Source organism: Tabrizicola soli (assembly GCF_015999335.1).
Lineage (GTDB): Bacteria > Pseudomonadota > Alphaproteobacteria > Rhodobacterales > Rhodobacteraceae > Tabrizicola > Tabrizicola soli.
On the sequence record NZ_JAEACP010000002.1, the window covers coordinates 89,287 to 105,810 of the forward strand.

General features: G+C 70.1%; 13 protein-coding genes. 3 read left to right on the forward strand and 10 right to left on the reverse strand.

Annotated elements, in window-relative coordinates; translation table 11 throughout:
* Nucleotides 1-29 precede the first annotated feature (29 nt).
* Nucleotides 30-1,133 carry a hypothetical protein gene (locus tag I7S92_RS02380; RefSeq protein ID WP_197641874.1) on the forward strand — a complete coding sequence of 368 codons (1,104 nt, stop codon included), beginning with the start codon at nucleotides 30-32 and terminating at the stop codon, nucleotides 1,131-1,133.
* 117 nt (nucleotides 1,134-1,250) lie between these two features.
* On the opposite strand, the gene galE is transcribed toward I7S92_RS02380, so the two are convergent.
* The 7 genes from galE to I7S92_RS02415 all read right to left on the reverse strand — a co-directional run bounded on the left by galE (nucleotide 1,251) and on the right by I7S92_RS02415 (nucleotide 13,608).
* Nucleotides 1,251-2,237, reverse strand: a complete 987-nt coding sequence (gene galE / locus I7S92_RS02385; RefSeq protein ID WP_197641875.1) for a UDP-glucose 4-epimerase GalE — start codon at nucleotides 2,235-2,237, stop codon at nucleotides 1,251-1,253.
* An 18-nt stretch (nucleotides 2,238-2,255) separates the two neighbouring features.
* Nucleotides 2,256-7,238 carry a hypothetical protein gene (locus tag I7S92_RS23085; protein ID WP_197641876.1) on the reverse strand — a complete coding sequence of 1,661 codons (4,983 nt, stop codon included), beginning with the start codon at nucleotides 7,236-7,238 and terminating at the stop codon, nucleotides 2,256-2,258.
* A 120-nt stretch (nucleotides 7,239-7,358) separates the two neighbouring features.
* Nucleotides 7,359-8,663, reverse strand: a complete 1,305-nt coding sequence (locus tag I7S92_RS02395; RefSeq protein ID WP_197641877.1) for a UDP-glucose dehydrogenase family protein — start codon at nucleotides 8,661-8,663, stop codon at nucleotides 7,359-7,361.
* Between the two features lie 109 nt (nucleotides 8,664-8,772).
* Nucleotides 8,773-11,103 (reverse strand): DUF2793 domain-containing protein, encoded by a 2,331-nt coding sequence (locus I7S92_RS02400; protein ID WP_197641878.1) that lies wholly within the window; start codon nucleotides 11,101-11,103, stop codon nucleotides 8,773-8,775.
* Nucleotides 11,104-11,238: 135 nt separating this feature from the next.
* Nucleotides 11,239-11,628 (reverse strand): c-type cytochrome, encoded by a 390-nt coding sequence (locus tag I7S92_RS02405; RefSeq protein ID WP_197641879.1) that lies wholly within the window; start codon nucleotides 11,626-11,628, stop codon nucleotides 11,239-11,241.
* Nucleotides 11,629-11,651: 23 nt separating this feature from the next.
* Complete coding sequence (locus I7S92_RS02410) at nucleotides 11,652-12,329, reverse strand: ABC transporter ATP-binding protein (protein WP_197641880.1); 678 nt, start codon at nucleotides 12,327-12,329, stop codon at nucleotides 11,652-11,654.
* Entirely contained in the window at nucleotides 12,322-13,608 is a 1,287-nt protein-coding gene (locus I7S92_RS02415) for a lipoprotein-releasing ABC transporter permease subunit (protein ID WP_197641881.1), read from the reverse strand. Before I7S92_RS02415 ends, I7S92_RS02410 begins: the two co-directional genes overlap by 8 nt.
* Nucleotides 13,609-13,835: 227 nt before the next feature.
* On the opposite strand from I7S92_RS02415, the gene I7S92_RS02420 reads away from it, so the two are divergent.
* Complete coding sequence (locus I7S92_RS02420; RefSeq protein WP_197642027.1) at nucleotides 13,836-14,528, forward strand: DNA alkylation repair protein; 693 nt, start codon at nucleotides 13,836-13,838, stop codon at nucleotides 14,526-14,528.
* 10 nt (nucleotides 14,529-14,538) lie between these two features.
* Here I7S92_RS02420 and I7S92_RS02425 read toward each other — a convergent pair whose 3' ends face one another.
* On the reverse strand, nucleotides 14,539-15,021 hold the full coding sequence (locus tag I7S92_RS02425; RefSeq protein ID WP_197641882.1) for a D-galactarate dehydratase: 483 nt from the start codon (nucleotides 15,019-15,021) through the stop codon (nucleotides 14,539-14,541).
* An 85-nt stretch (nucleotides 15,022-15,106) separates the two neighbouring features.
* On the opposite strand from I7S92_RS02425, the gene moaA reads away from it, so the two are divergent.
* Nucleotides 15,107-16,108 (forward strand): GTP 3',8-cyclase MoaA, encoded by a 1,002-nt coding sequence (gene moaA / locus I7S92_RS02430; protein ID WP_197641883.1) that lies wholly within the window; start codon nucleotides 15,107-15,109, stop codon nucleotides 16,106-16,108.
* A 66-nt stretch (nucleotides 16,109-16,174) separates the two neighbouring features.
* On the opposite strand, the gene hemP is transcribed toward moaA, so the two are convergent.
* A complete protein-coding gene (gene hemP, locus I7S92_RS02435; protein ID WP_197641884.1) occupies nucleotides 16,175-16,333 on the reverse strand; it encodes a hemin uptake protein HemP in 159 nt (52 codons plus the stop codon).
* Nucleotides 16,330-16,473 carry a hypothetical protein gene (locus I7S92_RS02440; RefSeq protein WP_197641885.1) on the reverse strand — a complete coding sequence of 48 codons (144 nt, stop codon included), beginning with the start codon at nucleotides 16,471-16,473 and terminating at the stop codon, nucleotides 16,330-16,332. Before I7S92_RS02440 ends, hemP begins: the two co-directional genes overlap by 4 nt.
* Nucleotides 16,474-16,524 lie beyond the last annotated feature (51 nt).

Consider the following 16,524-nt stretch of genomic DNA (forward strand, 5'->3'; position numbering starts at 1 on the left):
TAGCCTGCCCCGGAAAGCGAGGCCCCCCGATGCTCCACAAGATCAGCGCCCAAGGCATCACCGCCAGCTTCGCCGCAAGGGGCGGTGTGCTGCGGCAGTTCGCCGTGACGGACGAGGGGGGCGAGATCGCCCCCCTGCACCACGCCCCCTGGGCGGCCGAAGAGGTTCCTGCCGATGCCCCGCCGCACCAGGCCTGGCTCGCCGGGGATTTCCTCGCCGCACCGATGGGGCCGGGCCCGGAGGGGCTGCACGGGCTGGCGGCGAACGGCGACTGGCGGGTGCAGCCCACGGACCCCGGCACGGTGCGCGCGGTCCTGGACGGTGCGGTCCATGGCGCGACCCTGGTCAAGGAGCTTGCCGTCGCCGACGGCCAGCCCTTTGTCTACCAGCGCCACCTCTTCATCGGCGGCACCGGCGCGCTGCCGGTCTCGAATCACGCGATGGTCCATGTCCCGAACGGCGCGAAACTCTCCTTCTCGCGCAAACGCTGGTGGGAAACCCTGGCGGGGCCGCTGGAGACGGTGAACGGCCGCTCCTGCCTCGCCTATCCCCGCCGGGCCGAGGACGCGGCCGAGTTTCCCGGCGCCGACGGCGGCACGGTGAACCTGCACCGCTATCCCTGGGGCGAGCGGCACGAGGATTTCGTCTCCGGCATCGAGGACCCGGCCTCGTCCCTGGGCTGGACCGCCGTGGTCCGGCCAAAGGAGGGCGACCTTTTCCTGTCGCTGCGCAACCCGGCGCAACTGCCGATGACCATGCTCTGGCATTCGAACGGCGGCAGGGATTACGCGCCCTGGAACGGCAGGCACAGGGCCTGCCTTGGGGTCGAGGAGGGCGCGGTCCTGCCGGTGCTCGGACTTTCCTCGCGCGAGGAACCCGATCCCCTGACCGCCGCCGGCCAGCCCGCGCTCCTCCGGCTCGACCCGCAGGGAACGGCCGAGGTCCGCCACATCCTGGGCGCGATCCACTGGCCCTCGGGCCAGTCGGTGGCCGGGGTGATGCTGGAGGGCGACGTGCTGACCGTCACCGGCGACTGGGGGGCGGAACGCAAGCTGCCGATCCGGGGCGGTTGGCTGGGCTTGGCCGCAGCAGGCCAGGGCGGGAAGCCCCCCAGGCTGGACTGGGACCTTTGACCTGTCGGCCGATCTCAGCAGATGTTAAGAAGTCCTGAACGTCTTCTCTTAACCTGTTGAAATTGCACACGCTGAGTTTCCCGCCACGATGGCCACTCATCCCCGCATGTCCACAGGTCACGCGCCGAACCCCGGTTTCTGCGCCCAGGCCCAGGCGTCGCCGATCATCTGCCGCAGCGTCGAATGGCGTGGCTCCCAGCCCAGTTCCTGCACCGCCCGGCTTGAGGAGGAGACCAGCGCCGCCGCGTCCCCCGGCCGCCGCCCGGCGATCAGCACCGGCACCTCCCGGTTGGTGACGGCGCGGCTGGCCTCGATCACCTCGCGCACCGAAAAGCCCCGCCCCGTCCCCAGGCAGAAGACGCCGTTGCCCCGGCCCTGCATGAGATGCCGCAGGCCCAGGACATGCGCCTCCGCAAGGTCGGCCACATGGACGTAATCCCGCACGCAGGTGCCGTCCGGCGTCGGGTAATCCGTACCGAAGACGCTCAGTGCCGGACGCCTGCCCGCCACGGCATCCAGCATCAGCGGAATGAGATGGGTCTCGGGCCGGTGCTGCTCGCCGATCTCGCCCTCGGGGTCGGCCCCGGCCACGTTGAAATAGCGGAAGATCACATGCGCAATCCCGAAGGCCGCGCCGAAATCGCGCAGCATCCCCTCGATCGCCAGTTTCGAGCCGCCATAGGCGTTGATCGGGCGTTGCGGCGTCTCCTCGGTCAGCAGCACGCCGTCCTGGTCGCCATAGGTCGCGCAGGTCGAGGAGAAGACGAAGTTCCGCACCCCCGCCGCCGCACATCCCTCCAGCAGGTTCAGCGCGCCGCCGATGTTCACGCGCCAGTAGCGGCCGGGATCCCGCATCGACTCGCCCACCAGCGACAGCGCCGCGAAATGCATCACCGCAACCGGGCGGTGTTCGGCCAGCGCGGCGTCGATCGCGGCGCGGTCCATCAGATCGCCCCGGACCAGCGGGCCCCATTTCACCGCCTCGGCCCAGCCGGTCGAGAGGTTGTCGAACACCACCGGCGTAAAGCCCGCCCGCGCCAGCGCCTTGCAGGCATGCGCTCCGACATAGCCCGCCCCGCCCGTCACCAGCACCTTGCCCGCCATCTTCCGACCTAACCCGCGTCACAGGAACTGGATCTCGTCCACCAGAAATGTTGCGTCGAAAATCCCCCGGATGTCCAGCGATCCCGCCGCACCGAAGTCCAGCATCAGCCCCGAATCGGTGACCGTCGCCCCCGCCAGCAGCGCGGCAAGCGGCGGCGGGTCGCCCGGCCAGAGCGCCGCCGACAGCAGGATCCGGTCCTCGCCCCCGGTGAAATCGGCCAGCACATCGCATCCGCCGGTGAAGACGAACGTATCCGCGCCCGAACCGCCGGAAAGCCAGTCGTTCCCCCCACCGCCATCCAGCCAGTCGCCTCCCTCGCGTCCCGAAAGGCTGTCATCGCCCGCCCCGCCTGCAAGCCGGTTGGCAAGAGCATCCCCCGCCAGCCGATCCGCAAAGCGCGAGCCCTCCAGATCCTCGATCGAGATATGGCTGTCGCCCTTCGCATCGCCCTGGTTCTGCGCGGGCAGCGCGAGATCCACCACCACCCCGGCCGCCGCATCGGCGTATGAGGCGAGATCCTGCCCCGCCCCCCCGTCCAGCCGGTCGGCCCCCGCCCCGCCGATCAGCAGGTCATCCCCCTCCCCGCCCAAGAGCGAATCATTTCCCGCCCCGCCCGCCAGCCAGTCGTCCCCCGCGCGGCCCTCCAGCCAGTCGTTGCCGGTCAGGCCCCAGACCCGGTCGCCGTTCGCACTGCCTAGGAAGCGGTCCGCGCCCTGGCCCAGTTCATGGGCCTCGATCCCCAGGTAGAGGTCGCCCAGCGCGTCGCCGCTGTTGGCCGAGGGCAGCGCCAGGTCGATCCGCAGCGCAGCGGTCGAAGTCCGGTAGCTGGCAAGGTCGTACCCGTCGCCCCCGTCCAGAAGGTCACTGCCCGCGCCGCCGATCAGCAGGTCATCCCCCGCGCCGCCGTAAAGCATGTCGTTGCCCGCCCCGCCGCTCAGGGTGTCGATCCCCGCATCTCCGTCGAGAACGTCATTGCCTGCGTCGCCCTCCAGCCGGTCGTCGCCCCCGCGCCCGTGCAAGAGGTCGTTGCCGCCACCGCCGATCAGCAGGTTTGCCAGGTGGTCCCCGTAAAGCGAGTCCGCGGCCGCGGTGCCGGTGATCTGTTCGATCTCCACCAGCCGGTCCAGCGCCGCCTCGCCCAGGTTGCGGGCGGGATCGGCCAGGTCGACCAGGATCGCGGCGGTCATGTCGGCAAAGCTCGCCATGTCCAGTCCCGCGCCGCCGATCAGCAGGTCCGCCCCCGCGCCGCCGGCCAGCGTGTCGTCGCCCGCGCCGCCGTCCAGCGTGTCGTTGCCGGCCCGGCCCGCAAGACTGTCGGCGCCGTCCAGCCCGAGGATCAGGTTCGCCGCCGCGTCGCCCAGCAGCGTGTCGGCATAGGCCGAGCCTTCCAGTTCCTCGATCCCGAAATAGCTGTCGCCCTTGGCATCGCCGAGGTTGCCCCTCGGCGATGCCAGGTCCACCCTCACCGCGGCAAAGGCATCGGCATGGCTCACCCGGTCGCACCCCGACCCGCCCTCCAACCGATCCGCGCCCGCACCGCCGATCAGCGTGTCATCCCCCTCGCCGCCCAGAAGGCTGTCGTTGCCCGCGCCCCCCGAGAGCCAGTCGTTGCCGCCCTCGCCGCGCAGAAGGTTGGCCAGCCCGTCGCCCGCCAGGCTGTCGGCGAAGGCACTTGCCACCACCGCCTCCACCCCCAGCAGCATGTCGCCCGCCGCGGCCCCGGCGTTGCGGCCCGGATCGGACAGATCGAGCACCAGCCCCGCCCCCGCATCGCTGTAGAAGACGGTATCCAGACCCGCCCCGCCCTCCAGCCAGTCGGCCCCCTCGCCGCCCCAGAGACTGTCGTTGCCGTCGCCGCCCGAGAGGCGGTCGCCGCCCTCCTCGCCGTGCAAGAGGTCATTGCCCGCCCCGCCCGCAAGGCTGTCCTCCCCCGCGCCGCCCCAGAGGGAATCGTTGCCAAGCCCGCCGTCCAGACTGTCCTCGCCCTCGCGGCCGTGGATCTGGTCATTGCCCGCGCCGCCGATCAGCCGGTTCGCGCCCCCGTCGCCGCCGATCGTGTCGGCACCCGCGCCGCCGATCAGCCCCTCGATCCCGGCGTAGACATCCCCCGCCGCCTCGCCCGTGTTCAGCGGCGGCGCGGCAAGGTCCAGCCGCAGGGCGGTGGCGACCTCGTAGGCGGCCATGTCCAGCCCCGCACCGCCGATCAGCAGGTCCGCCCCCGCGCCGCCGGCCAGCGTGTCGTCGCCCGCGCCGCCGTCCAGCGTGTCGTTGCCCGCCCGGCCCGCAAGACTGTCGGCGCCGTCCAGCCCGAGGATCAGGTTCGCCGCCGCATCGCCCAACAGCGTGTCGGCATGGGCCGAGCCTTCCAGTTCCTCGATCCCGAAATAGCTGTCGCCCTTGGCATCGCCGAGGTTGCCCCTCGGCGATGCCAGGTCCACCTTCACCGCAGCAAAGGCATCGGCATGGCTCACCCGGTCGCACCCCGACCCGCCCTCCAGCCGATCCGCGCCCGCACCGCCGATCAGCGTGTCATCCCCCTCGCCGCCCAGAAGGCTGTCGTTGCCCGCGCCGCCCGACAGAAGGTCGTTGCCGGCGCCTCCGTCCAGAAGATCATTGCCCGCGCCGCTCTCGGCGAGGTCATTGCCCGAGGCGCCGAAGAAACGATCGCCGAACGCGGTCAGCAGGAAGCCTTCGAGGGTGACGAATGTGTCGCCCAGCGCATCGCCGGTCGAGAGGCCGGGCGTGCGCAGGTCCAGCGTCAGGGCGGAGGGACTGTCGGCATAACTCGCGAAATCCACGCCGGCATTGCCCTCCAGCCGGTCGGCCCCGGCCCCGCCGACCAGCGTGTCGGACCCGTCGTTGCCATAAAGCGAATCATTACCGCCGCGACCGAAGATCAGGTCATTGCCGCCGACGCCATGCAGGATATTGGCCAGATGATCGCCATGCAGCGTATCGGCATGGGTGCTGGCCTCGATCTCCTCGATCCCGATGAAAAGATCGCCCGCCGCCTCGCCGGTATTGCGCTGGGGTTCGGCGAGGTCGAGAAGGATCCCCTCCGTCGCCTCGCGATAGCTGGCCCGGTCGCGGCCCGCGCCACCATCCAGCATATCCGCACCCGCCCCGCCCGAAAGCGTGTCGTTCCCCGCGCCGCCATACAGGCTGTCGTTGTCCAGAAGCCCCCAGAGCCGGTCGTTCCCCTCGCCCCCGTCGATCCAGTTCCGGCCACTGTCGCCGGTAAGGCTGTCGGCGAAGCCCGAACCGATGATCCCCTCGATCCCCGAATAGCCTTGCCCCTGGGCGAGCCCGGTGTTCAGGCCCGGCGATTGCAGGTTGACCCGCAGGCCCGTGGGCGACTCGGAAAAGGCGATCCGGTCCAGCCCCGCCCCGCCCGTGATCGTGTCGGCGCCGGGGGTGGCGATGAAAAGGTCGTCCTCTCCGGTGCCGTCAAGCCGGTCGTCCTGTGCGGTGCCGCGGATCTGCCCGCCGGAATGGGCCGGATCGGGCAGGCTGTGCCAGAGACCGACGAAATCCGTCAGGCGGAAGCTCTGCGGCAGGATCGGCAGGCCGTTGGCCGAGTGGATCTCCAGCACCTCGTCGCCATGGGCGATGCGGGCCCCCGTCGCGGTGGCGGCGATCGTCAGGCTGGCCAGCGAATGTACCCGCCCCCAGGCCGACAGGTCGATCCGGTCGATCCCCGGCTGGAAATCGGCGATCACGTCGACCGCCCCGTCGCGCCCCAGGACGAAGAGATCGGCCCCCGCGCCACCATGCAGCACATCCGCTCCGCCGCCGTCGCCCAGGATGTCGTCGCCGCCCTCGCCCCGAATGGTCTCGTCGCCCTCGCCGCCCAGGATCATGTCGCCGGATGCCCCGCCGTCCAGGCTGGCCGGCCCCTCGCCGCCCGTGATCATGGGGGCCAGCGGGCCGGGGTCGATCCGCAGCCGGGTGATCCCCGTGCCCTCGCCCGCGACGAAAAGGTCGACCTGACCGTCCACCACCCGCGCGGTCATCGCGGTGATGTTGTCCAGCGCCAGCCCCGGCAGCTGCAGTTGCTGGCCCACCGGCAGCAGCTGCCCGTCCGGCGCAAGCAGCATCACCGTGATTCCGCCATCCGCGCCGCCCGCGATCACCAGCGCCCGGTCGCCGACGGTCACCACCTCCAGCGCCAGCACACCCTGGAAGCGGGTGTCCAGCGTGTCGATCACGTGATCCGTCGCCCGCATCAGCCCGCCCGCCGCGATCTCGATCACGCTGACCGAGGACGAGCCGCGAGAGGCGACCAGCAGGTAGGAATGGCCCCAGACCTCCACCGCCTCGACCGCCGAGGGATCGCCCAGCCCCAGCCCCTGCGGCACGCCGATCATCGTCGGGCTGGCCAGCGTCCCGTCGGGCAGGACCTTGAAGGCGCGGACCACATCGGCGGCAAGCGAGAGGCTGACCAAAAAGGTCTCGGCCCCGACCCGCACCGGGGCCAGGGCCGAGATGTCGATCCCCGCCTGGGCGCCCGAGACAACCATCGGCGCCAGCCGCGTCATCGCGCCGTTCGCCGCGACGGCATGGGCGTGGACCGTCGCCTCACCCGGTCGGGCGGCATAGAAGAAGGTCGCGGCGCCGACCTCCACCACCGCCTGGGCGCAGATCGTCCCTGCCAGGCTTCCCGGCAGCTGCAAGCCCGCGCCCAGCGTCCCGTCGCCCTGAACCGCCAGCGTCCGCACCCCGGCCTGGTTCGCGCCCGAGACGACAAGATGCGGCGCACCATTGACCTGCAGCAGCTCCAGTCCCGCCGGGGCGGGCAGCGTGGTTCCGGGGGCCAACCCCTCCTGGTCGATCAGCGCCATCGCGCCGTCGACATCCAGCGCCAGCACCCCCCCGCCCGCGCGCGTCGCCGTATACAGCACGAGGTTCCCGCCCCGCACCGCCAGCTGCATGTCACAAATACCGGAGACCAGGTTCAGCGGCGCAGCCGTGAACGTCTCCACAACATGGACTTTGAACACCCGAGGCCCCACACAGACCCTATTTACCCAAGGATCAGGGTTGCCCGAACGTCCTTACTTTCCGCTGAAGCCATCCGGGCCGAATTGGGACCTTTCCACCGGATTTTCGGAAAATCCCGCCTAGCGGCCGACGCCGACATAGGCGGTGAAACCCGCCTCCAGCACCTCGTCGCGGTCGTAGATGTTGCGCAGGTCCGCCATGCGCGGCATCGCCATCTTCCGCGCCATCCTGGCCAGGTCGAGGCCCCGGAACTCGTTCCACTCGGTCAGGAGCACCACCAGATCGGCCCCTGTCGCGGCCTGGTAGGGGTTCTCGATCCACTTCACCCCCGGCAGCAGCGCCTCGCCCTCGTGCCGGCCCTGGGGGTCGCTGATCCGCACCTTCGCCCCGGCCCCCACCAGCGCCGGCACGATGGTCAGCGCCGGCGCGTCGCGCATGTCGTCGGTGTTGGGCTTGAAGGTCACGCCCAGCACCGCGATCGTCCGGTCGCGCAGGCTGCCTTCGCAAAGGTCGAGGATCTTGTCGATCATCCGCCGCTTCACCTCGTCGTTGACCTTGATCACGGTCTCGACGATCTGCACCGGCGCGGCATGCTCCTGCCCGATCCGGGCCAGCGCCCTGGTGTCCTTGGGAAAACAGCTGCCGCCATAGCCGGGTCCCGCATGCAGGAACTTGTCGCCGATGCGCCCGTCCATGCCGATGCCGCGGGCCACGGCCTTCACATCCGCCCCCACCCTCTCGCATAGGGCAGCGATCTCGTTGATGAAGGTGATCTTGGTCGCAAGGAAGGCATTGGCCGCGTATTTGATCATCTCCGCGCTTTCCAGCCCGGTATAGACAACCGGAAACTCGCGCAGCGAGAGCGGCCGGTAAAGCTCGGCCATGACCTTCCTCGCGCGCTCCGATTCCACGCCGACGACCACCCGGTCGGGATGCATGAAATCGTCGATCGCCGCGCCTTCGCGCAGGAACTCGGGGTTCGATGCGACATCGAACTCGGCCTGGGGATTGGCGGCGCGGATCGCATCGGCCACCTTGCGGTTGGTGCCGACCGGGACGGTGGACTTGGTGACCACCACCGCCGGGCCGGTCAGCGCCCGCCCGATCTCCTGGGCCGCGCCCATCACATAGGTCAGGTCGGCGTGGCCGTCGCCCCGGCGGGTGGGCGTGCCCACGGCGATGAACACCGCCTCGGCCCCGTCCACCGCCTGCGCCAGATCGGTGGTGAACGACAGCCGACCGGCCGCGATGTTCTTTTCCAGCAGCGCCTCCAGCCCCGGCTCGAAGATCGGCACCTCGCCGGCCCGCAGCCGCTCGATCTTGCCCACGTCCCTGTCGACGCAGACCACCTCATGCCCGAAATCCGAAAAACAGGCCCCCGAGACCAGCCCCACATAGCCCGTCCCGATCATCGCAATGCGCATGAAGCATCCCCAAATGCAGCCGAGGGCCTGTCTATGGAGGCCGATGGCGGCTGTCAAATGGCCAAAAGGCAATCCGGACCGCATCCTCATGCGGTCCGGGTAGAGATCGTCAGTAATCCGTCTCGATGTAGATGCTGGTGATCGCAAGGCCGATGGTCGCGCTGACCCCGCCCACGCTCATCTGCAACGTCGGCGCAAGCAGCGAGGTCGTGCCGGGCAGGTCGGCCGTGATCAAGCCCGCATCCTCGGCTCCGGTGGTCAGGTTGCGGAACCGCCACGACACCGACTGGACCGTGCCCGGCGGCGAGAACAGCGCCAGCTCATAGGCATCCGCATTGTCGACGTTGGGCTTCGGAAAGGAGGCGCCGAGGCTGATCTTCGTGGCCGCGCCGGCCCCGTCATTGGCCATGATCTGCCAGGTGGAATCACCTGCGTCATAACCCGCGCCAACCATGTTCTGCAGGGTGGACGGGTTCACATCGGTCGGCGTGTTCTGCGGCCGCAGGCCGGCGAAGGCGCGGTGGCTGGCGTTTGCCATCCCCAGGCTGCCGTTGAAGCGGGTGATGAAATGGAACCCGCCAAGGCCGGCCACCGAGCCACCGACCGAGAACTGGTTGGCGTTGCAGCGCCAGCCGACAACGGCAGAGGCGGAGGCGGTGGTGACGTGATAGCCTAGGCGGCGCATCATGCCCACAATGGAGCCGGCTGCCACATTGGTTGCCGTCGCGGTGCCGGCCGTGCTCGCCGTCATCCCCATCGCAGAGATCGCCGTGCCGTTGCCGTGCGGCACCCACCAGGCCGCGCGGTTCAGCCCGACATGCGGCTGCAGCGGCGAATCCAGCCCGGACGGCCCCATCGACGCAGGCAGGATCCGCCCCCCCACGTCCCGTCCGAACAGCTTCAGCCCCCCGGCGGCCGGGACCGAGGGAATGGCGATGGCGGGAAGGCGCAGCTGGCCGCCCTCGATCTCCACATCCGCCGCGCCGGCGAAGACCCCGGCATTGTTGTACTGGATTTCGCCGGAGCTCCCGCCGGGGGAACCGCCGCCGCCCGCCGGGGCCGCCCATGTTCCGTCCGCCCGCAGGAAATTCGCTGTCCCCCCGCCCGAGGCCGGAACCACCCCCTTCGTCGCGGCGCCGAACGGATCGAGCAGCGCCGTCACCTGCGCCCCGGTCAGATCCTCCGGCGCGCCGGCCCCGGCCGTCACGCGCCCCTTGACCGTGCCCGCCCCGACGCTTGCCAGCTTGGCATTGGTCACGGCTCCGGCCGCGATGGTCAGGGCCGTCGCCCCGGTCACATCCCCGGTATGGGTCGCGTTGCCGGCCACGTCGCCGACATAAAGCGGATCGCCGTCCGTGACGGCGGCGCTCAGCTCCGCCTTCGTCAGGCTCAGCCGCGCCGCCGGAAGGGTGCCCGCTGCAAGGTCGCCGGCCGAGCCGCTGGTCGCCACCGCGGCCAGCCCCGCGACGTCGCCCGCGGCAATCGCCAACAGCGCCTTGACCTGCGCCGGGCTCAGCGCGAGCGGGGCCGCCGCCGCACCCGTATCGTTGCCGAGGATCGAGCCGGCCGCAAGGTCCGCCATCTTCGCCAGCCCCACCGCGCCCGCCCCGATGGTCCATGTCGCGCCGCCGCCCGAGACGGTCACGTCCCCCTTGTCGCCATCCGTCACCCCGCCGCCGCCGCCCAGCGCCAGCGTCGCCCCGCCCGAGCGGACACGGACCTCGCCCGTGGCCGCGTCCAGCCACAGGGTCCCGTCCGCCGGGGCTGGCGGATCCGCCGCCTGCCCGCCCAGATGCAAGGGCTGCGGCAACGTGACCTCGCCGGTGGCAGCTGCCGCCTGCAGCGCTGTGGACCAGGCCGCGCCATCCGCGCTCACCTTGACGCCGAAGTCGTCCGCCCCCGCCGTCCCCATCTCGGCCCGCCCGGAAAAGCCGGTCTGGAACAGCAGGCTCGCTGTATCGCCCGGCGCGGCCTTGTTCAGCTTCAGCTGATGCCCCGCTCCCGCATGGTTCAGAAGCGTCGCCGGAGAGGAGATCGCCAGCCGGTTCGTCGCATCGGCCGTGGCCGAGACGCCAAGCCCGCCCACGCTCAGCGGCCCGTCGGTCGGCGCGCACCAGCCCAGCCCGTCGAAGACCGCCGTCTGCCCCTCGGCCAGCACATGCGCCCGCCAGCCGGGCAGCGGCTGGGTGAACTCCCAGCCGGTCGCCGAATACAGCGCGATGCGCCCGGACTGGCCGGCCCAGGGGCCGGTGGCGCCCGGCGCGACGATATGCCGGTCGCCGACCGAGGACAGGGCCGGGGCGGTGCTCCGCACCCGGTCGATCACCGCCAGTTGCACGATCAGATCCAGCTGCGCCAGGGCCTCGTTATGGGTGACATGCTTCTGCGCCTGCGCCGGAAGGATCAGGGGCAGCGACAGGATCGTCGTTTCGTCGGGCATGGATACCTCCGCAGGATCGCCGTGGCCCGCGACCCTAGGAGAGCAGCCTCAACACCGCCTGACCGCACCGCGCGCCGCCCGATACCCCGCGCAACGCCAGGTAGGGTGGGTGATTTACCCACCCTACGCCCGCGCCTATTCCTGGATCGACTTCAGGTATTCCGCCAGTTGCACCAGCCGCACCGGCGTCGGCGTCTGGATCCCGTCGCCGCCGTCATAGGGCACCAGCTCGCCCTGCAGGAGCGGCCCGAATTCCGGCATCGGCGAGGCCCCGTCGCGCCCGCCGGTATAGCCCCAGATCTTCGCCATCACCTGAGTTCCCGGAAAGGTCCCGCCATTGCGGGCCGAGATCCGGGTCAGGTCGGCCGGCTTGCGTTCCAGATGCGCCGCGGCCTCGCCGTCGCCCTTGCCGGACAGCCCGTGGCAACTGGCGCAGAAATCGCCGAAATCGGCCCTGCCGGTGGGCACATCGGGTTCGATGCAGGCGGCAAGCACCAGGGGCAGGGCCAGGATCAGGAGTCGCATGGGATGTCCTTTGCTGTCTTGCATCAACTCACCGCCCCGGCCGAAAGCCGGACGATACGGTCCATCCGCGCCGCCAGTTCCAGGTTATGCGTCGCGATCAGCGCCGAAAGGCCCGTGGCCCGCACCAGCTCCATCAGCACGCCGAACACCTGGTCCGAGGTCGCGGGGTCGAGGTTCCCCGTCGGCTCGTCCGCCAGCAGGAGTTTCGGCGCATTGGCCAGCGCCCGGCAAAAGGCGACCCGCTGCTGCTCGCCCCCCGAAAGCGCCGCCGGGCGATGCCCCGCCCGCGCGCCGACGCCGACCTTCTCCAGAAGCTCGCGCGCCCGCGCCTCGGCCTTTGCCCGGGGGGCGCCATTGGCAAGCTGCGGGATCATCACGTTTTCCAGCGCCGTGAACTCGGGCAGGAGATGGTGGAACTGGTAGATGAACCCCACCTCCTCGCGCCGCGCCTCGGTCCGCGCGCGGTCGGACAGCCCGCCCATCGCGCGCCCGCCCAGCCGGACCGTGCCCGCATCCGGCACGTCCAGCAGCCCCGCGATATGCAGAAGCGTCGACTTCCCCGCCCCGCTCGGCGCGACCAGCGCCACGACCTCGCCCTTGGCGACGCTCAGCGTCGCCCCGCGCAGGACCAGCACCTCGGAGGGCTTGCCCCGGTTGTAGCCCTTCTTGACGCCCTCGAGCTCCAGCATCGTCTCACTCATAGCGCAGGGCCTCGACCGGGTTCATCCGCGCGGCGCGGCGGGCCGGGAAGAAGGTGACGACGAAGGACAGGCCCAGCGACAGTGCCACCGCCGAGAGCACGTCGCCGAGTTGCAGCTTCGCGGGCAGCGAGTAGATGCCGCGGATCGAGGGGTCCCAGACCTCGGAGCCGTTGATCCAGTTGATGAAGGACATGATCTGGTCGATGTTCAGCGCCGAGAGACAGCCCAGCGCCACCCCGGCGATGGTGCCGATCACCCCGGTGAAGGCGCCGCAGATGAAGAACACCCGCAGGACCGAGCCTTCGGTCAGGCCCATGGTGCGCAGGATGCCGATGTCGCGGCCCTTGTTCTTGACCAGCATGATCAGGCCGGAAACGATGTTCATCGCCGCGATCAGCACCAGGACCGAGAGGATCACGAACATGACGTTATCCTCGATATCCAGCGCGCGCAGGAAGGCGCCGGACGAGTCCTTCCAGGTCCAGAGCAGCGCGGTCGGCCCGGCCGCGTTCAGGATCGGCAGGCTGTAGTCGTCGATGGCGTCGGGATCCTCCACCATGACCTCGACCTCGTCGGCGAGGCCCTCCTTGTTGAAGAAGCTCTGCGCCTCGATGAAGGGCATGTAGATCCGGGTCGAGTCGATGTCGTAGCGGCCGGCGGTGAAGATGTAGACGACCTCATAGGCGTTCACGCGCGGGCTGGTGCCCATCGCGGTCTTGACGCCCCCCGGCGCGATCAGGCGGACGCGGTCGCCCACGGTCACGCCCAGCTCGCGCGCGACGCCGGAGCCCAGGGCAATCCCCTCGGGGAAGCGGTCCAGTTCGCCGATCGCGTCCGAGCCGCGGCCGATCCGGGGGATCGAGGCGAAGTCCTCGGGCAGGAGGCCGTAGACCTCGGCCCCGGTGGTGTCCTCGCCGTCCGAGACCATCAGCTTGCCCCGGATCAACGGCGCGGCGCGGGTCACGCCCGGCACCTTGGCGATGGCGGCTGCCATGGCCTCGGGCTGCGAGAAGCCGCGGATCAGCTGGCCTTCGGGTCCGACCTCGCCGGAGGAATAGACGGTGACATGGGCATTCGCGCCCAGGATCGTGTCCACGAACTCGGCCCGGAAGCCGGCGCGGACCGCGAGCGTCAGGATCAGGGCGAAGACCGCGAGCGTGATGCCGATCAGGCTGATCCAGGTCATCACGCTGACCCCGCCCTCAGCCCGCCGGGCGCGCAGGTAGCGCCAGGCGATCATGAATTCAAAGCCCGAGAAAGGTGCCGTTTTCGTTGCCATCTGCCCCGCCTGTCCGTCGCGCGACCTTCTGCGAGCGGCCGGAAAAGGTCAAGTCACGCCAGCGGGTGTCCACGCGTGGACAGGATCCCGCCACAAAGGAAATCAATGCCTTGGACGCGGACGTTCAGATCTGATTAATCCTTATCCCGGTGCGGCTTGCCCTTCCCGGCCCCGGCTGGCAGTCTTTGCCCCCTGTGCAACCGGCAAGCCGCATCGGCGGCCTGCCCATGGGGATCGAGGCCAGGCCCGTGACACCGCTTCAGGAACTCCAGTCGCTGGCCGATCCCGCGAAGGCCGCCGGGATGCAGGCCTATCACAAGGTCGAGCGGCCCTATCTCGGCCTTTCCGTCCCGCAGATCGACGAGTTGGCCGATCGCTGGCGCGCCGAGCGGACGCTGGAGGAGCGCCTCCAGCTGGCCGCCGACCTCTGGCAGACGAATATCCACGAGGCCCGGATCGCCGCCGCCAAGCTGCTCACCCAGGCCCGCATCCGGCCCGATCAGGCGGCCTGGGAGCTGATCGCCGGATGGGTGCCGGAGTTCGACGCCTGGGCCATCGCCGACCATGCCGCCATCGCCGGGCAAAAGCGGCTGGTGGCCGATCCGGCGCGGCTGGAGACGGTCGCGGACTGGATCGCCAGCCCGAGGATGTGGACCCGCCGCGCGGCGCTGGTGATGACCCTGCCCTGGACCAAGCAGAACTTTCCCAAGCCCGAGGAGATTGCGATCCGCGACCGGGTGCTTGGCTGGTGCGCGACCCTGGCCACGGACCCGGACTGGTTCATCCAGAAGGCGGTCGCCTGGTGGGTCCGCGACCTGTCGAAACACGACGCCCCGCGCGCCCGCGCCTTCCTGGCCGAGCACGGGGCGGCGCTGAAACCCTTTGCCCGCAAGGAGTCCGCGCGGCATCTGCAGGGGTAAGGTCCGCCGGTCAGCGGGTGTAGACCGTGACCTCGGGCAGCTCGGTCAGCGACAGGCCCAGCGCCTGGAAGGCGGCCAGCGACAGAAGCGCGCCGCCGCTGCCGGGGCGCAGCTCGAGCGTCAGGCTTTTGCCCGCCGCCGTCTCGATCCGGCCCTGAACCGGCTTGTCCACCAGCGCGGTCGAAAGCCAGATCCCCTGCTCGGCCGGGGGGCCGAGCGCGACGACGGCCTTGCCCAGCGCCCGTTCGCCGCTGGCGGCGGGGGCGGAAAGGGCGGCGGCCTTCTGCTCGGCCGTGGTGCTGTCGAGTGCGGCCGCGCTGACTGCCCGCGCGCCCAGCGCCGTGGTCGAGACCGCAGGAGCGATCCCGGTCGCGGGCTGCGGGGCCGAGGGGCCGGTCACGGAGCCAGTAACGGGGCCGGGGCGCTCGTCGAAGGCAGGGAACAGGCCGCAGCCGGCCAGGGCGAGAAGCGGGACAAGCAGGAAATGGCGCATGGCCGAAGCCTAGCCTGACGCCAACAGCGCCGCAATCGCCGCTTTCCCGCTTGTGCGGGGACCCGCCCGATCCTACCTTTCCGGCATGGAACAGCTTGTCGATCCCTTCGCCCGCCGGATCAGCTATCTGCGCGTCTCGGTCACGGACCGCTGCGATTTCCGCTGCACCTATTGCATGTCAGAGCACATGACCTTCCTGCCCAAGGCCGAGCTTCTCAGCCTTGAGGAGTTGGACCGGCTGTGTTCGGCCTTCGTGCGGCTTGGCGTGGAAAAGCTGCGCATCACCGGGGGCGAGCCCCTGGTGCGCAAGGGAATCCTGACCTTCTTCGAGGCAATGTCGCGCCATCTGGCCTCGGGCGCGCTGAAGGAGCTGACGCTGACCACGAACGGCAGCCAGCTGGCGAAATTCGCCCGGCCCCTGGCCGACCTAGGGGTGAGGCGGGTCAATGTCTCGCTGGACACGCTGGATCCGGCCAAGTTCGCCGAGATCACCCGCTGGGGCCGCCTGCCGCAGGTGCTGGAGGGGATCGGGGCCGCGAAGGCCGCGGGGCTGCGGGTCAAGATCAACGCGGTGGCGCTGAAGGGCTTCAACGAGGACGAGCTGTTCCCGCTGCTGGACTGGTGTGCGACCGAGGGCCACGACCTGACCTTCATCGAGGTCATGCCGATGGGCGAGGACATGACGGCCGGCCGGCTGGACCAGTACTGGCCGCTCAAGGACCTGCGCGCCCGGCTGGCCGGACGCCTGACGCTGACCGACCTGGCCGAGCGCACAGGCGGCCCCGCGCGCTATGTCCGCATCGAGGAGACGGGGCAGAAGGTCGGCTTCATCACGCCGCTGACGCATAATTTCTGCGAAAGCTGCAACCGGGTGCGTCTTACCTGCACCGGGCAGCTTTACATGTGCCTCGGGCAGGAGGACGTGGCCGACCTGCGCGCGCCGCTGCGCGCCAGCCCCGCGGATGCGGCGCTGGACCAGGCGATCCGCGCCGCGATCGCGCGCAAGCCGAAGGGCCATGACTTCGATTACTCGCGGCAGAAGGTGCAGGGCCAGATCACCCGGCACATGAGCCATACCGGCGGGTGACGGGCGCCAAATCCTTTCGAAAGGCTCTGCAAGATCCGTCGAAGGATTCTCGGCCGGTCGCCGCCGTCACTTGGTCAGGATCAGCTTGCCCGCCCGGGTGATCCGCAGGGAATAGACCTGCCCGTCCAGCACGATCCGCGCGAGGCTGCCGCCCTCGGTCAGGACGCGGGCGTCATGCGCCGGGGTCGCATCGGCGGTAAGCCAGGTTTCCACGAAAGCGTTCATCGCCCGGTCTCCATCCGCGCGAGCAGCGTCTCGATCATCGCGCCGGGGAAGGCCCCGGACATGCTGAACAGGAATTCCAGAAGATCGCCCCGCAGGGCCTGGCGGTCGGGCATGGTGAACTCCATCTGTTCGAAGGACACCGGGGCTGGCCCCGGTCGGGGCTGGCTGGGCTCGATCACATCCTTAGTGAA

Excerpts from the sequence above, each read along its gene's own strand:
- I7S92_RS02395 (WP_197641877.1), bottom strand. The coding sequence starts at position 8,663 with ATGCGCATTGCGATGATCGGGACGGGCTATGTGGGGCTGGTCTCGGGG.
- I7S92_RS02420 (WP_197642027.1), top strand. The coding sequence starts at position 13,836 with ATGGGGATCGAGGCCAGGCCCGTGACACCGCTTCAGGAACTCCAGTCG.
- I7S92_RS02405 (WP_197641879.1), bottom strand. The coding sequence starts at position 11,628 with ATGCGACTCCTGATCCTGGCCCTGCCCCTGGTGCTTGCCGCCTGCATC.
- moaA (WP_197641883.1), top strand. The coding sequence starts at position 15,107 with ATGGAACAGCTTGTCGATCCCTTCGCCCGCCGGATCAGCTATCTGCGC.
- I7S92_RS02410 (WP_197641880.1), bottom strand. The coding sequence starts at position 12,329 with ATGAGTGAGACGATGCTGGAGCTCGAGGGCGTCAAGAAGGGCTACAAC.
- I7S92_RS02400 (WP_197641878.1), bottom strand. The coding sequence starts at position 11,103 with ATGCCCGACGAAACGACGATCCTGTCGCTGCCCCTGATCCTTCCGGCG.
- I7S92_RS02415 (WP_197641881.1), bottom strand. The coding sequence starts at position 13,608 with ATGGCAACGAAAACGGCACCTTTCTCGGGCTTTGAATTCATGATCGCC.
- I7S92_RS02380 (WP_197641874.1), top strand. The coding sequence starts at position 30 with ATGCTCCACAAGATCAGCGCCCAAGGCATCACCGCCAGCTTCGCCGCA.
- I7S92_RS02425 (WP_197641882.1), bottom strand. The coding sequence starts at position 15,021 with ATGCGCCATTTCCTGCTTGTCCCGCTTCTCGCCCTGGCCGGCTGCGGC.
- galE (WP_197641875.1), bottom strand. The coding sequence starts at position 2,237 with ATGGCGGGCAAGGTGCTGGTGACGGGCGGGGCGGGCTATGTCGGAGCG.
- hemP (WP_197641884.1), bottom strand. The coding sequence starts at position 16,333 with ATGAACGCTTTCGTGGAAACCTGGCTTACCGCCGATGCGACCCCGGCG.